Here is a 15,809-nt window from a genome sequence, read left to right on the forward strand (position 1 = left end):
AGCGCGGCGCGCGGCAAGCTTTGCCGATCCGTGACCTCGCGTCACGCATTTGTATCGATTTGTTAGCAATGCCTGCCGGTGGAACCGAAGGAGCGGCCCGCCGCGGCACGGTCCGTTCCAATAGTTCATAGTTTGTCAAAGGTTTGCAGAGAATTCTTCGCCACGGCGCCATGGCCAAACCGGGCAGGCAACGTAGTGATGCGTACCCATCTGAGATCATATTTCGCGCCCCTGTTCGCCGGCGACCTCGCGGCCTTCGGTGCACCACCGACGGATGAAGCGCTTGCCGGCCACATTCGCGCCGAACAGGTCTCGCTGGTGCTCGGCTATTCCTTCGGCATCATGCTGGCCAACGCCTGCAACGCGCTGGTGCTCGCGATTGCGCTGTGGCGATCGCCGGACTGGGCCTTTGCGCTGGTGTGGGCGGTCGCGGTGGGCAGCGCGGCGCTGTTCTTCGGCCTGCAGGCGCGGGCATCGCGCCGCATCGCCAAGCCGCAATTCGTGTCGCGCCGAACCATGTACCGGCTGGTGCGCAATGCGCTGGCGCTCGGGACGGCCTGGGGCGTCGTCCCCGTCGCCTTCTTCGCGAACGCATCGAGCGGCGCCCAGCTCGTCATCACCTGCCTGTGCGCCGGAATGCTGGCCGGCGGCGCCTTCGCGTTCTCCACCATCCCGATCGCCGCGATTGCGTTCACCGCGCCGATCTTCGTCGGCACCGCGATCTGCCTCGGCCGGGACGGCGATTTCGTCTACCTCCTGATGGCCGTGCTGGTGCTGGTCTATGGTTCGGTGCTGCTGCGCGGCGTGTTCGTCAACGCGTTCGAGTTCAGGCGGCGGGTCATCGCCCAGCACGAGGCCGAACGGACGGTGAGGCAGGATCCGCTGACGCATCTGCCGAACCGCGTCGCCTTCAATGAAGCGCTCAACGGCGCACTGAACCGGCTGGCGCGGTCGGGCGAGGAATTCGCGGTGCTGCTGCTCGATCTGGATCGCTTCAAGGAGGTCAACGACAGGTTCGGCCATCCGGCAGGCGACGAGTTCCTGGTGCAGGTGGCCGCCCGGCTGCAGCGCTGCACGCGCGCGGCCGAACATGTCGCACGGATCGGCGGCGACGAGTTCGCGCTGATCATGTCCAATCTGACGCGGCCCGAGGACGCGTTTGCAATCGCCGAACGGTTCGTCGCGGCCTTTGCCGACCCGTTCCCGATCGATGGGCTGGAGGTCAACCGGACGATCAGCATCGGCATCGTGCTGGCGCCGCGGGACGGCAGCACGTCCCACGACCTGCTCAAGCACGTCGACATCGCGCTTTACCGGGCGAAGAAATCCGCGCCCGGCACCATCTGCTTCTTCGAGGCCAGCGACGACCGGTCGGCGCGCGACCGCCGCGCCCTGCAGCGGGATCTCGAGCACGCCATCGAGGCGGACGAGCTGTTTCTGGTCTACCAGCCGTTCCTCGACATCCGCAAAGACCGCGTCACCGGCTTCGAGGCCCTGCTGCGCTGGCAGCATCCGACCCGCGGCCTGATCCCGCCGACCGTCTTCATCCCGATCGCCGAGGAGAGCGGGCTGATCCACCAGCTGGGCGAGTGGGTGATCCGTCGCGCCTGCACGATGCTGTCGCGCTGGCCGGACGACATCCGGATCGCGGTCAATTTCTCCGCGGTCCAGTTCCAGAACGTCGGCATCCTGCAGACGATCGTCGACGCGCTGGCCGAGGCGAACGTCGCGCCGAACCGTCTCGAGATCGAGATCACCGAGTCGATGCTGATCTCGAAATACGGATCGGCGCCCGCGATCCTGCACGCGCTGCTCGAGCTCGGCCTGACGGTCGCGCTCGACGATTTCGGCACCGGCTTCTCGTCGCTGACCTATCTGCGCAAGCTGCCGTTCAGCCGTATCAAGATCGATCAATCCTTCATCCGGGACATGCTGACCCAGCCGGACTGCGCCGCGATCGTCAAATCGGTGATCGGCCTCGCGCAGGAGCTGCAGATCGGCGTCGTGGCCGAAGGCGTCGAAACCGCGGATCAGCTCGAATATCTGCGCCAGACCAGTTGCGATGAGGTCCAGGGCTATCTGATCGGGCGGCCGATGTCAGGCAGCGAGATCTCCGCACTGCTCGATCACGATCCGCAGCACTCGGTGCACGCGGCGTAACGCCGATCGACCGTCCGCGCCGATCGGCTCGTCAGGGCGTGTCCGACCGATGCAGGGTGTCGACCGTGATGGTGCCGCGGGCGCGCGACACGCAGGCGCAGATCTTGCGGCTCTCCCGCTTCTGATGGTCACTGAAGAAGACGTCGCGATGGTCAATCTCGCCGTCGACATCGACCACGTCGAGCGCGCAGACCCCGCATTCACCGCGCCGGCAGTCGCTCATCACCTCATGACCGGCTTCGTTGAGCACGTCCAGCATCGACCGGTCGCGCGGGATGACGAACTCGGTCCCCAGCTCAGTCCCTGGGCCCCTGAGCCGTACGCGGAACGGCTCGGTCGGCAGCAGCCCGCTCGATCCAAAGGTCTCGTAGCGCAAGTCGGAGAGCGGGCGGCCGGATGCCTCCCAGGCGCGCCGCGCCGCGTCCAGCACCCGCATCGGGCCGCAGAACAGCGTCATCGTGTCTTGCGGAAGCGCCGCAAAGACGCTGTCGAAGTCGAGCCGCCTGCCTTCGTCGCCGGCCTGAACGGTGAGGCGGTCGCCGAGCGCACGCTCAAGCATATCGAGATAGACCGCATCGCCGCGCGTGCGCACGGCATAGTGCAGCGTCACGCCGGCGTCGCGGCGGGCGAGCGCCTGTGCCGCACCGACGATCGGCGTGATGCCGATGCCGCCCGCGATCAGGCAGAACTGCCGCCGCGTCCAGTCGAGCTGCACCAGCGAGGTCGGCAGCGTGACGGTGAGCCGCACGCCCGGCGCGAGCGACCACATGTAGCGCGAGCCGCCGCGGGAATCCGCTGCGCGCCGAACTGCGATCCGGTAGCCCTGCGGATCGGCTTCGCCGACCAGCGAATAGGAGCGGGTCTGCGGCTGGCCTTCGATGGTGACGCCGACATCGATATGGCTGCCGACCGGATAGGGCGCACCCGTAAAGTTATCCGGCCGCAGCAGGAATTCACGGATGCCGGGCGTGAGGTCGCGCACGGCGAGCAGCGTGGCGGATGTCCAGGTCTCGATGAATCGCATGGCGTTCTCCGCTCAGCCGGCTGCCGAATTGATCAGCGCCAGCGCCGGCAGCAGATCGAGATGGCTGCGGTTGCGCAGCGCCAGCCGCAGATTGCGTGCCGCAAGCCTTGCGTGCTCGCGCATGATCGCCTCGGCACGCGCGCCCTCGCGGTTCTCGATGGCGTCGACCACAATGCGATGGTGATCCTGCGCGATCAGCAGGATGAGGCGCGCCTCAGGCAACGCCGATTGCGCCATCACGAAGCCGCTCGGCGAGGCGAATGGCAGCGCCGAGGCGCGGTCGATCTGCCGGATCAGCGGCGGGCTGCGCGACAGCTCGGTGAGCAACGCGTGGAAGCGCGCGTTGAGCGCGACATAGGACGAAAAGGCTTCGACCGAAATCGGATCCTGCCGCACCAGGCCGTCGATCTCGTTGAGGCATTCCTTCAACGGCTCGAGATCGCGCGACGAGACGCCCGCGCTCGGCGGCGAAGCGCGCGGCCAGTCCCTCCAGCGTGCCGCGCAGCTCGATCGAATCGAGAATGTCGCGCTCGGAAAATGCCTTGACCATGAAGCCGCCGGAAGGGATCGCCTCCAGCAGGCCTTCCTCTTCCAGCCGCACCAGCGCCATCCGCACCGGCGTGCGCGACACCCCGGTGAACTCGACCGCCTGCAGCTCCGAGATCCGCTCGCCGGGCCGCAGGCCGCCGGAGAGAACGAGGTCGCGCAGCGCAAGCTGCGCCCGCACGGTCTGCGACACTGAACGATCGGTCTCGCGTTCCGCCATGGGCTCGCCCCTCGTCTACTCGGCAGCCTGCAGCTGCTCCGGCGGATTTTCCTTCGCCACCATGCGGTCGATGACGCGCCGCGCCCACATTGCGCCGGCGTCGATGTTGAGATTGTAGAACACCCGGTCCGGATTCTCGTCCATCGCGCGCTGCTGCGCTTCCAGGATGATCTCATCCTCATGGAAGATGCCGGCGACGCCGTCGCGGATTTCGCTAGTCAGCCGCTGCTCGGTAATGCGGTGATTGCGGACGAACGCCCAGAAGTAATGGCAGGTCTTCTCGGTCTCGGGCGTGATCGTGTTCAGCACATAGCCGTTGACGCCCTGCGAACGATCGCCCTCCGGCGCGCCCGAACCGGCCGGCGCGACGCCGACGTCGATGTTGACGGTGCACGGCGCTTCGAAGCGGATGATCTGCCAGCGATCGACCGGGCCCGGCTTCTGCAGCTGCCTGGCCCAGAACGGCGGCGCCTCGATGCCCTTCATCCAGCGCGTTACGGTGACCGTCTTCTCGCCATGGGTGACGTCGAACGGCGCCTCGGCGACCGCATCATTGCCGATGCTCGAGCCGTGCACGAAGGTCTCGTGCGTCAGGTCCATCAGATTGTCGACGACGAGGCGATAGTCGCAATTGACGTGAATGGTCTTGCCGTCGCCGGCCCAGGCCGGATCGTGGTTCCAGTGCATGTCTGGCACCAGCGCCGGGTCGGCAAGCGCGGGATCCCCCATCCAGAGCCAGATGAAGCGGTGGCGCTCGACGACGGGATAGGCGCGGACGCAGGCCGACGGATTGATCGTCTCCTGCGAGGGCATGAAGGTGCAGCGGCCCTGCGCATTGTATTTCAAGCCGTGATAGCCGCAGACCACGGCATCGCCATCGAGCCGGCCCTTGGAGAGCGGCACGAGGCGGTGCCAGCAGGCATCCTCCAGCGCCACCATCTCGCCGTCGCCCTTCCGGTACATCACGACATGCTTTCCGCAGATCGTCCGCGGCAACAGCGCGTGCTTGATCTCGGCATCCCAGCCGGCCGCGTACCATGCGTTCATTGGAAAGGGTTTTGGCACTGGTCCGCCTCTCAGCGTTTATGAATACGCTATGTATACATTGTATTCGCAAAATAGGCAAATATGAGGTATCAGGGTATTTATGTCCGATTTTCAGTATACATGATTGCACCGTGTCGGGAAGACAATCAAGCCGGCGCCGCCTCCAGGGAGAGCTGGCGACAACGTGGTGCAATTTTCCGAGACGATGGAAGAAGCAACCAGGCCGCGCTGGAGGCGGTCAGCGGATCGAAGATTGGACTCTGCAAGAGCCTGCGCAATTTGCCGGAGGCGCCGGCGCGCGGCCTACGAGTTCGACGCCGCGCGGGTCGAGGCCGACTGAACATCCTTGATGTTGATGACGACGGCGATGCGCTTGATCGTGCCGCTGCGGTAGGCCTGCAGGAACTTGTCGTAGTGCTTGACCGAGATGCAGCCGTTGGAGTCGCCATTCGGTCCGAGCATGTAGCTGTGGACCAAGAGGCCAACGCGCCCGAACGTGTCGCTGCCATCGACCGGGGTCATGCGCAGCGCGGGCACGCCGTGGAACAGCTTCTCGCGCGGCTTCATCTCATAGATGCCGGGCGGCGTCGCGCCGGCGTTGCGGGCATTCACATGCGCCGGGTCGTCGAGCAGATTGCCGAGGCCTGAATGCGCCTCGAACTTGGTGCCGTCGGGCATGTACACGATGCGGCCGGTGATGTCGTAGACCGCCGTGGTGCTGTCATAGCCGAGCTTGCCGAGATCGGGGCTCGGACCGGACAACAATCCGTCATTCGGATCGAGCGAGGCCAGCTGCATCTTGCCCGGCATCATGTCGGCAATCTTCTGCAAGAACGTCCGGTTGTCGCCCTGCTGCACCGGCGCCTGTGGCGGTGGCGGCTGATCGTTACGCGCAAGCAGATTGGCCTCGGCCGGCCGCGACCGCGGCATCGGCACGGTGGACGTCGTCGCTGTGGTCGTGGCGGCGACGGACGCCGTCGCCGACTGGCTGGTCGGCAGTTCGGTCTGCGTGTCGCGCAGCTGGCCGGACAGCGCGTCCTCGATCTGGCCGAACTCGGAATTGAAATCGCCGCGGCTCGAACGGAACCCGCGGCGCAGTGGATAATAGAGTGAGGCCGAATTGATCGTGGAGCGAGAGCCGAAGCGATCGTCGAAGTTCAGCGAGGCGGTGGTGTTGGCGAGCGCCGGACCGTGAAGCCATGCGGTGGGGTCGATGCCGACCATCCAGGCGGCAAGGCCAGACGACAGGGCAAGCGCGCTCACGGCAAACGCCGTGCTGCCCACCAGAGACATGCCGCGGCTCGACTTGCGCCGGGCAGGTTTCGTCGTTCGTTGACCCATCAATCCCCAAGTTCGGTGCTCTGGGGCCTGTTACCCGGCCCACCGGGATTCACCGATCACTCATCATATCAGGGAATTAGAGTAAGGCATAATCGAGACAAAGCGCACAACGAGAGGTTTTTTAAACGTTTTTCGGATGGAAAGCGCCAGAGAATCAGCCTTGGGCGGGCTGAATTGACCGAAAATGTCCCGATTCGGGACGATTTCGGCGGCTCAGGCGATCTTTTCTTCCCAGAGAGTGAGCACCGGGACCGGCTTCCCGATGGCGTAACCCTGGGCGTAATCGACCCCGATCTGGCGCAGCTCGTCCAGGATCGCGAGGTTCTCGACAAATTCCGCGACCACCTGCTTCTGCATGATCTTCGCGGTCTTGGTGATCATCTCGACCATCGCCCGATCGACCTTGCTGTTCAGGATCTCCTTCACGAACGAACCGTCGATCTTGATGATGTCGACCGGCAGGTGCTTCAGATAGGCGATCGAGGACATGCCGGTGCCGAAATCGTCGAGCGAGAAGCTGCAGCCGATCTCGCGCAGCCGCGCGATGAACTTCTGCGCCTCGTCGAGGTTCGAGATTGCGCTGGTTTCGGTGATCTCGAAACACACCGATGCCGGCGAAACGTCAAGCTGCGCGAACAGCCCGGCGACGAAGTCGACGAAGTCGCTGTCGCCGATGGTGGCGCCGGACAGGTTGATGGCGTAGCTCGCAATCTTGCGCGGCTGGTGCTTGCGCTCGGCGATGATCTCGAAGGCGCGGCGAACCACCCAGCGGTCGATCAGCGGCATCAGCCCGTAGCGTTCGGCGGCGGGCAGGAAACTGCCGGGCGGCACCAGCGCGCCGCTCTCGTCGCGCAGGCGCAGCAAGAGCTCGCGCCGGTCGTTGCCCTTCAGCACGCCGTTCACCGGGCGGATCTCCTGCTCGTAGAGGCAGAAGCGCCCCTCATCCAGTCCCTTGCGAATGCGATTGACCCAGCTCATCTCGGCAACGCGCACGGCCATGCCGGTGTCGGACGGGCGGTGCTCCTGGACGCGATTGCGTCCCTTGTCCTTGGCAAGGAAACAGGCAACGTCGGCAAGCCGCAACGCGTCCTGCACGCCGGCGCTGTCGGCCAGCCCGACCAGGCCGATGCTCGCGCTGATCCGGAAGCTCGATCCCTCATAAATGAAGTTCGACTGCTCGATCACCGCCCTGACCCGCTCCGCAACGTCGGCAGCGACGTCGTGCGTCGCGGAGCCGTCGTCACGCAGGAGAATGCCGAACTCGTCGCCGCCAAGACGCGCGACGAGGCCGCTGCTGCCGACTTCGGTCGCCAGCAGCCTCGCCACCTGCTTCAGCAACCGGTCGCCCGCCATGTGGCCGCAGGTGTCGTTGACGATCTTGAACTGATCAAGATCGATCAGCATCAGGTCGGCGCCGACGGCCGGCGAGCCCGACATCGCTTTGTGCAGTTCGAACTCGAACTGCCGGCGGTTGGCAAGGCCGGTGAGCGCGTCATGCGAGGCAGCCCGCGCCAATTCCTCGACCAGCCGCCGCTCGGCGGTCATGTCGTGAATGATCATGACGCGGCCGGCCGGTTCTCCGGCATGCACGATCGGGGTCTCGACCACCGAGACCGGCACGCTGGAGTGGTCCGGCCGCACCAGGAGCTGCGGCCGGCTTTCGTCGTCGGCGTCGAACGATCCGCGCACCGGCTGTTCGGCAATGTTGAACAGCGACGACAGCGGCCGTCCCGTCACCTCCTGCCCTGCCGCGATGAGCCGCTGCGCGGCGGCGTTCATGTAGTCGACCCGATCGTCCTGCGTCGTCACGATGACGGCATCGCCGATCGACGCCAGCGTGAGCTGGGCGCGCTCCTTCTCGACCGCGAGCGCGGTCTCGGCAAGCCAGCGCCGCCACAGCATCCGCCGCGTATGGACCAGCACGATGCCGGCAAGGCAGGCCGCGATCACGAGGTTGACCAGCAGCAGCAGCGCGGAGACCTGACGCGACGCCTTGCCCAGATGATCGGAGAAATCGACGGCGAGCGTGCTCAGCGCCGCATCAACCGTACCGATCCGTTCGGCCCAATGCCTGATGGTCGCAGCCGACGGATCGTGCAGCGCGACGTCGCTCGCCGCCTCGTTCCGGATTTCAATCAGCTGATCGAGCAGCGCATCCGAATTGCGCCATGCCGTCACCGCGCCGGCCACGTGGTGCATCGTGCGGAAATATTTGAACAGCCAGATCAGGCCGCCGATGTCGTCATCGTGATTACCTGCCCTGGCGAAGCCGGCCCTCGCCACCGCGTCATTGTCGCCCGGCGCTTCCAGCGCGCGCCGCGCCGTGCGATCGGCCAGCGGCACCGCGATCGCGGCATCGAAGTTCTGCAGATAAAGCGGCGCACCGGTGCTGACATAGGTCTGCAGGTAGTGGATGGCGTCCTTCTGCCCCTTCGACCACATGCTTTCGCCGGCCACATAGGCCCTGACCGCGGACATCACCTGCAGGCTGCCCGCCGACAGGCCGCCCAGCAACAGCACGATGGCCAGCAGCGGTCCCACCACCCGCCACAACGACCAGCTTCGAAACGAAAAGAACATGCCCAATGCGCCCCGACCCTGAAATTTATCGGGTAGCCTAGGAATGGTGACTTAACCTCACGTTGCAAAACGCGATGAGTTTGAAACGACTTGGCTGCAGCACAATTGCGTCAAACTTTACGCAACAGCCGCGACGCTCAGGGACGCAGTGTCGGCGACGTGTTCGGCGTCGGCGCCTGCTCCATCTCCGCCTCTTCGGGCAGCTTGTCGGCGTGGACGGCGAGCGGCGTGCCGATCCAGAGCGGATCGTCGTGGTGGTCGCGGCGCGGATTGGTGGTGTTGGGATGGACCAGGATGCTCAGGCTGCCGTGGTTCAGCATCAGCCACGGCACCAGGGTCGGGAACAACTCGGCCGCAAACGCCACCTGATACATCGCCTGATCGTGCGGGCCGACCTTGACGTCGTGCCAGCGTCCGAGCGTGACCAGAAAGCGCTCGCCGATCCAGTTGCGCAGCCGCTCCGCCTCGTCCCGGCTGGCCGCGGGGTCGTAATAGACATGAGCGTGATAGCTCGCGATCTCGCCGATCGTCCGTGGCGCGTCCGTCATCTCAGCTCTCCTTCTGGCCGGTCACTTGCGCCGCAACACACTGAACTGGAACGATTGCGTCGCGCCCCAGGGCGTGACGTGCCGGTGCGCCTCATCCGCGATCAACTCGAATGCCGGACCAATGGTCCTGCCGAGCGTCGCGGGGTCATAGCGCTGCACCGGCAGGCCGCTGCACTTCTCCGGGCCATCCAGCGCGAAGGTGCCGATCACGGCGTGCCCGCCTGCTTTGACGCCGCGATGCAGCCGGTCGAGATAAGCTGCGCGGTCTGGTTCCTCGACCAGGAAGTGAAACGCCGCGCGATCGTGCCAGATGTCGAAGGTCTGCTGCGGCTGCCAGACCGTTGCGTCACCTACGATCCAGTGCACCTCGTCACCTGCTGCGCCGATCCGCTCCCGCGCGTTCGCCAGTGCCGTTTCAGAGAGATCGAGCAAGGTCACATCATGAAAGCCGCTCGCCAGCAGCGCATCGACAAGTCGCGAAGCTCCGCTGCCGACGTCGACGATCGAGGCGTCGCGGCCGGGCGCAACCGATTCGATCAGGCGCAGCGATGGCTGCGGATCGGCCTGCGACCAGCTCACCTGCTGCTCTCCCTTGGTCAGATAGACGGTCTGCCAATGCGATTGCCGATCAGAAGCGGTCATGGCGATAGGTCCCGAAAGCGGCAACAACCTGCGTTGCGCCATTAACCATCAGCTAGGCGCGGCGGTCTCTCGCGTCAACCGGCAGCGGCGGGCACGCACGGCGGCGTAGCAGCAAATGCCGCATTTGCTTCGCCGCATTTTCCAACTAACCTGATAGCCGGGTTGAGATCAGGGCGTCCGGGGATGGCCAATTTCGGCTGGACACGCGGCAACAAGCCTGCACAAGCGGAGGACGCCGCCAGCGACTTGCGCGGCCTTACCGATCCATTGGCGTTTGTCGCCGCGCTCGACAAGGTGGTCCCGCGCTATCTCGATCTCGCCGACAATGGCGTGCTGGTCTATCCGGCCTGCAAACGCAAGTCCGGCGATCTGCTCGGCGACATCAGTGCGATCTGGGAGCACACGCGGCTTGAAGCGATGCGCTATGTCCCGATGGTGCCGCGGCAGGACATCTCGCTGCTGGTCGATCCGGCCCGCCAGGCGGAGATGATCGATGCTTTCCTGCGCCAGCGCGCGCACGACAAGACCGTCGTCGATTTCACCGGCACCGCGATCGAAGACTACGGGATTGCGATCTACGCTGGCCTGAACTGGCTGAACCATTGCGGCGCGCTCGTGGGCGCCGATCCGCAAAAATTTTCCGGCACGTTGCGGAGCTTCCGCAGGGTCATGGTGGTCGCCCAACAGTGGTGGGCGATCGACGGCGCGGCCGAGCGTTGCCGGCAACTGCTGGAAGCGCGCGAACGGCCACCGCTGGTGTTCTTCCTGATGTGGGCCGAATGCACCAATTTGGCGCGGGAGATCGCGATCGCGGCGGCCGGTCCAAATGCAACCGAGCACACTATCTCGCGGATGCGCGCGGCCGAAGACCCGGAACAGCTGACCTAGGGAGCCGGCGGATCCCGGCCGTCAGGCGACAGGGTCCCCGTCGGCCGACGCTTGCTGCAATTCCTTGGATTTGCGCGAGATCAGGCGGGCCAGCTCGCTCTGCTTGTAGGTCTCGACGAACTTGATGGCGAAGCCGTTCGGCAGATGCCGGACCACCCGCCCGACGCAGGCGCCGATCGCAAGCGGCATGCCGACCGGCGGCTGCGCCTCGGAGGAGACCGCCGCGCCGGACAGCGACATGTCGATGATGAAGCAGCTCTGCATGGTGCCGTCCGCCAGCGTCAACATGGCATGCGGCGCGACGGGAACGAAACGCGGGTTGTTGCGCGCCTCGCGGATGCTCGGATCCTTTTGCTTCTTCTCGATCCAGGTCAGCTTGTCGGCGAACTTCTCACGCATGGCATGCGTCATCTCGAGCTCGAGCAGGAAGCTGCCGCTCATCGTGTCGGTGATGCAGCCCTCGAATTTGCCGAACTCCTCGAAATACGAAGTCAGCCGGTCGCCGACCTTGCCGACGACGGGCACGTCCACGATCATCCGGAACGGCGAGACGCGCGTCGTGCGGCAGGCGAAGGTGCGCAATTTGCCCTGGGCATCGTACCAGTTCGGCAACGTGTAGCTGCCATTGACGGTGATCTTGACCGCGCGTTGCTTGAGAAACTTTTCGACGGACACGACTGAACCTCGCCCGAGGCGATGTGAGTGCACGGAGGTCGGGATTGACCGGCTTCACTGCCGGTCCGGTGGTGGGGAAGTCCGCTACCGACGCGATGGTAGCGGGCAGCTGCGGCACGCATCCCAGCGCGTGGCGGAATGGTCCTGGCGCGCAGGTGCGTACAGCCATACCGTCGAAAAACTAGGAAAAAGTTAAACCGGGACGGAGCGTCGGCGCACTCCATGGCGCAACCGTTTCGCGGCGGTTTATTTTGCGAACCGTACAACTGCCGGGAGAGTTGCCGCCCGGCAATGCAATCGCGCCGTGCTCCAAACCGCCTGCCCCGGCTGTCGGCCGGGTGCTAGCCTTCGCTCGATCGGTCCGGACCCTCATAGGCTCAACATGTCAAACAAATCGCTTGCCGACGGCAAGATCCTGCAGGACGTCGTCGACGGTGTCGGCGTCATCACCTTCAACAATCCCGACAAGCGCAATGCGATGTCGCTGGAGATGTGGGAGGGGCTCGGCGAGGCGCTGACGGCGTTGCGCGACGATCCGGCTGTCCGCGTCGTGATCCTGGTCGGCGCCGGCGACAAGGCGTTCGTATCGGGCGCCGATATCAGCCAGTTCGAGAAGACAAGGCACAACGCCGAGGCCTCCGAGGAATATTCACGGCGCAGCGCCGCCCAGCGCACCCTGCTCGCCGACTATCCGAAGCCGACCATCGCCTGCATCCGCGGCTTCTGCCTCGGCGGCGGCATGCAGGTCGCGATGCTGACCGATATCCGTATCTCCGGCGCCAGCGGCCAGTTCGGCATTCCCGCGGCCAAGCTCGGCATCGCCTATGGCTATGACGGGCTGCGCCATCTGGTGTCGCTGGTCGGCCCGTCCTGGGCGCGGCTGATCATGTATACGGGCATGCGGATCGATTCCGCCGAGGCGCTGCGGATCGGCCTCGTCGATCGCGTGCTGCCGGACGCCGAGCTCTGGGACGCGACCATGGAGATCGCGCGCACCATTTCGGGCAACGCGCCGCTGGCGATCAAAGCCGCCAAGATCACCATCGCGCAGGTGCTGAAGGATCCCGCCGACCGCGACATGGCGGCGATCAAGCAGGTCGGCATCGAATGCATGGACAGCGCGGATTTCCGCGAAGGCCGCAATGCTTTCATGGAGAAGCGCAAGCCGCAGTTCAAGGGCCGGTAGCGGCGCCCTCATCCTCACCGGTCATCGCCCGGTTCAACCGGGCGAACCAGTACGCCGCGGCCCATCGGCTCAAGCACGACCGCCTCTGGAATACTGGATCGCTCGCATGCGCATGCGCTGCGCGGCTGATGACACCGGATGGCGATTGCACGATTTCTGAATAATCGAATAGTGCCGCTGATTTGCCCGACGTGTCAAGTCGCCTGGTCGAACGCCGGCCGCCGGCGGCTCCTTTGCATGGGGTTGTTTTCGATATTTTGGCAGTGTGCTCGCGGTTGAACCTGCCCTACTTCTTCTCGCTGACCGGGACCGTGTAGTTCAAGATCAACCGCCCGCCGTCGGGATAGATGGTCTGGCCGGTGATGTAGGAGGCATCGTCGCTGGCAAGGAATGCCACGACGGCAGCGACCTCGCTCGGCTCGCCGCAGCGGCCGGTCGGCGTGCGCGACAGCACGCTGCGCCGCGCATCCTCGGACGAGAAGATCGCCGTCGCCACCATCTCGGTCAGGATCGTGCCGGGTCCGACCGCCACGACGCGAATGCCGTGCGGCGCCAGCGCCACGGCGGCGACCGAGGTGAGCTGCTTCATCGCGCCCTTGGACATCGCATAGGTCGCGAGCGAGGGGATCGCGAGCAGCGCGTTGACCGAGGACATGTTGACGACGACGCCGCCACCGCCCTGCGCGATCATCTGGCGCGCCGCAGCCTGGACGCCGAAGAACGCGCCCTTGAGGTTGATGCCCATCACGTCGTCGAATTCGGCCTCGCTGATGTCGAGGAAGTCGCGGTTGCGCGCGACGCCGGCATTGTTGACCATGACGTCAAGCCGGCCGAACTCCTTCACCGCGGTCGCGACAATGCGATCGACATCGGCGCGCTTGCTGACGTCGGCCTCGACCGCCCGCAACTGATCGATATGTCCGAGTTCCTGGGCGGTGTGGACCAGCCCTGCAGCGTCGACATCCGAGATGACGACCCTGGCGCCGTCGGACAGGAAGCGCGCCGCGCAGGCCTTGCCGATGCCGCGTGCCGCACCCGTGATGGCGACGACCTTGCCGGAATTCTTCATGGGAGTGCCTCCAGAACAAACTGTTCATGGAGCAATAGCGCATTGCGCGTCGGCAGGGAACGCGGCGGATTCTCCGGGCGAGACCTTACGACTTGATGCGCGCGAGAATCCGGTCGGCCTCGGTACGCCAGTCGGCGCTGCGGGCGAAGTCCGGCGTTCCCTTGGCTCCGAACACGCCCTCATCGGCAAGATCGGCGATCCAGCCCTGCCGCTCGGCGTGCCGGAGGCAGACCACGGCGTCAGCCCGGCCTCGCGCACGGTCTCCGCCACCTCGCGCACCTCCTCGGCGCGCCGCCGGCCGTGCTCGATCACCCGCTGAAAGAAATAGGCGCCCTGCTTCTCCCAGTCGATCGACGGAAAGGTCTCCTTGAGCGAGGCGAGCACCGCATCCTCGACGCCATAGGCGCGCGCGGTGGTGAAGCTCTCGATCACCATGGCCTCCAGCCCCTTGATCATCATGCTGCGACACATCTTGACTGCCGAGGAGACGCCAAGCTCGTCGCTTGCGACCTTCGCCGCAAAACCGAGCGCGACCAGCAGCGGCGCCAGCTCCCGCGCGCCTTGGCCGCCGAGCAGCAGCGGCACCCTGATCCGGTACGGCGGCAGCGAAGTCATCACCGCGCCTTCGACATAGCGGCCACCGGCGCCGTCGATGTGCGCCGCCGCGCGCTGCTTGGCGCCGGGCGAGGCCGAGTTGAAATCGAGAAACCAGACCCCGCTCCGGATCCCGGGCGCGCAGGCCGCGGCCACCGGCACCGCCTGGCTCGCCGTCACCGCCGAGATGATGAAATCGGCCCGCGCCGCAAGAACGGCATGGGATTACGCGAGCTCGACGCCGATCTCCGCCGCGTGTGCGCGCAGCGCCGCGCCCTGTTCGCGGTCAAGCTTGATGTCGTAGGCCGAAACCCTCACGCCCTGCTGGCGCAGATCCTCGGCAAGGATGCGACCGACCTCGCCATAGCCGAGCATGCCGATTTGCCATTGCCGCGGATCGCCGGAGATTGTCATCAGTTCAGGTCCCGTGTCGTGTCGTCGAACAGCTCGTCGACCGTGACGCGCCGGCGGATCAACGCCTGCTGGACGCAATAGTCGATCATCAATTCGAGCGGCTTGCGGTTCGCCGCAACGCCGAACGGCAGCAGGTCCGGCATGCCCGGGCGGGCCGGCCGCTGCCTTGCCGCGCTTGAGCAGCTCGTACAGGCTCCGCACCACGTCCGGCCGCGACGCCGCAAGCCGCGATGTCACCACCACCAGATGATTGACCGGCACCACGCCGTGCCGCTGATACCACAGGGACGCCTCTCGGGCTGGATCGGCGAACAGCGGCTTGAGCTCCGGATCGCTGGAGGTCTCGCCCAGCACGGCGTCGACCTCGCCGTCCCCCAGCATCTGGACGATTGTCTTGCCTTTCGGCGCGCGCTCGGTGCTGTCGACATATTCCGCAACATGTGGATCCTCGAACGTGACCCAGTTGATCCTGTCGAGGTTCACGCCATGGTCATTGGCAAGGATGCCGCGCATCCATGCCCCGGTCGTGGTCGTGAACGAGCGGATGCCGACCCGCTTGCCTTCGAGATCGGCCGGCTCAAGCGTACCGAGGTCGGCGCGATAGAGCGCATGGCCGTGCTGGAAGCGGCCGACCATCGCCGCCGGCAGCAGCACCAACGGCTTGCCGTGCGCCCTTGCCATCAGATAGGTCACGATCGCCATCTCGCAGACGTCGAAGGCCTGCTCGCGCACCATCGGCTTGAACGCGGCGTTGGTCGGCGTGAATTCGGTGAACTCGAGATCGAACAGGTCGGAGCGAAGCTCACCGTTCTTCACCGCCCGGATGTGCGGATGATTGCCGAGCACGGCGCGCAGCCGAAGTTTCTCCATCGCGA

Annotated in this window: 11 protein-coding genes and 3 pseudogenes; 3 read left to right on the forward strand and 11 right to left on the reverse strand. The window is 65.5% G+C overall.

The features are described 5' to 3' along the window. The first annotated feature begins 198 nt into the window (after positions 1–198). Complete coding sequence (locus ACVMDN_RS29240; RefSeq protein WP_141340761.1) at positions 199–2,160, forward strand: putative bifunctional diguanylate cyclase/phosphodiesterase; 1,962 nt, start codon at positions 199–201, stop codon at positions 2,158–2,160. A gap of 31 nt (positions 2,161–2,191) precedes the next feature. On the opposite strand, the gene ACVMDN_RS29245 is transcribed toward ACVMDN_RS29240, so the two are convergent. The 7 genes and pseudogenes from ACVMDN_RS29245 to ACVMDN_RS29275 all read right to left on the reverse strand — a co-directional run bounded on the left by ACVMDN_RS29245 (position 2,192) and on the right by ACVMDN_RS29275 (position 10,108). Next, positions 2,192–3,184, reverse strand: coding sequence for a PDR/VanB family oxidoreductase (locus tag ACVMDN_RS29245; RefSeq protein ID WP_456834806.1), 993 nt, complete (start codon positions 3,182–3,184; stop codon positions 2,192–2,194). A gap of 12 nt (positions 3,185–3,196) precedes the next feature. Then, a pseudogene (locus ACVMDN_RS29250) lies at positions 3,197–3,950 on the reverse strand (GntR family transcriptional regulator). A 15-nt stretch (positions 3,951–3,965) separates the two neighbouring features. Further along, a complete protein-coding gene (locus ACVMDN_RS29255; protein WP_200844531.1) occupies positions 3,966–5,015 on the reverse strand; it encodes an aromatic ring-hydroxylating dioxygenase subunit alpha in 1,050 nt (349 codons plus the stop codon). A 285-nt stretch (positions 5,016–5,300) separates the two neighbouring features. Continuing rightward, positions 5,301–6,290, reverse strand: a complete 990-nt coding sequence (locus ACVMDN_RS29260) for a DUF2778 domain-containing protein (RefSeq protein ID WP_057016925.1) — start codon at positions 6,288–6,290, stop codon at positions 5,301–5,303. A gap of 261 nt (positions 6,291–6,551) precedes the next feature. Continuing rightward, positions 6,552–8,918 carry a putative bifunctional diguanylate cyclase/phosphodiesterase gene (locus ACVMDN_RS29265; RefSeq protein ID WP_456834805.1) on the reverse strand — a complete coding sequence of 789 codons (2,367 nt, stop codon included), beginning with the start codon at positions 8,916–8,918 and terminating at the stop codon, positions 6,552–6,554. A gap of 137 nt (positions 8,919–9,055) precedes the next feature. Then, the gene (locus ACVMDN_RS29270) at positions 9,056–9,466 is read right to left on the reverse strand and encodes a DOPA 4,5-dioxygenase family protein (protein WP_092085937.1); all 411 of its coding nucleotides are present in this window, start codon (positions 9,464–9,466) and stop codon (positions 9,056–9,058) included. Between the two features lie 21 nt (positions 9,467–9,487). Continuing rightward, complete coding sequence (locus tag ACVMDN_RS29275) at positions 9,488–10,108, reverse strand: class I SAM-dependent methyltransferase (protein WP_141340756.1); 621 nt, start codon at positions 10,106–10,108, stop codon at positions 9,488–9,490. Positions 10,109–10,291: 183 nt separating this feature from the next. Here ACVMDN_RS29275 and ACVMDN_RS29280 point away from each other — a divergent pair, with 183 nt between their 5' ends. After that, complete coding sequence (locus tag ACVMDN_RS29280; protein WP_076826073.1) at positions 10,292–10,996, forward strand: hypothetical protein; 705 nt, start codon at positions 10,292–10,294, stop codon at positions 10,994–10,996. A 21-nt stretch (positions 10,997–11,017) separates the two neighbouring features. Here ACVMDN_RS29280 and ACVMDN_RS29285 read toward each other — a convergent pair whose 3' ends face one another. Next, complete coding sequence (locus tag ACVMDN_RS29285; RefSeq protein ID WP_057016920.1) at positions 11,018–11,671, reverse strand: PilZ domain-containing protein; 654 nt, start codon at positions 11,669–11,671, stop codon at positions 11,018–11,020. Between the two features lie 382 nt (positions 11,672–12,053). Between ACVMDN_RS29285 and ACVMDN_RS29290 the strand changes: the two genes are divergently transcribed. Further along, positions 12,054–12,857, forward strand: coding sequence for an enoyl-CoA hydratase (locus tag ACVMDN_RS29290; RefSeq protein ID WP_253638801.1), 804 nt, complete (start codon positions 12,054–12,056; stop codon positions 12,855–12,857). 286 nt (positions 12,858–13,143) lie between these two features. Here the strand turns inward: ACVMDN_RS29290 and ACVMDN_RS29295 are convergent, their stop codons facing one another. From ACVMDN_RS29295 to ACVMDN_RS29305, 3 genes and pseudogenes are all read right to left on the reverse strand, one after another. Continuing rightward, the gene (locus tag ACVMDN_RS29295) at positions 13,144–13,926 is read right to left on the reverse strand and encodes an SDR family NAD(P)-dependent oxidoreductase (protein ID WP_456834804.1); all 783 of its coding nucleotides are present in this window, start codon (positions 13,924–13,926) and stop codon (positions 13,144–13,146) included. Positions 13,927–14,011: 85 nt separating this feature from the next. After that, a pseudogene (locus ACVMDN_RS29300) lies at positions 14,012–14,934 on the reverse strand (DUF1932 domain-containing protein). A 492-nt stretch (positions 14,935–15,426) separates the two neighbouring features. Continuing rightward, positions 15,427–15,804, reverse strand: a pseudogene (locus tag ACVMDN_RS29305) (hypothetical protein); the annotation flags it as partial. Positions 15,805–15,809 lie beyond the last annotated feature (5 nt).

Source organism: Bradyrhizobium sp. USDA 4510 (assembly GCF_054059095.1).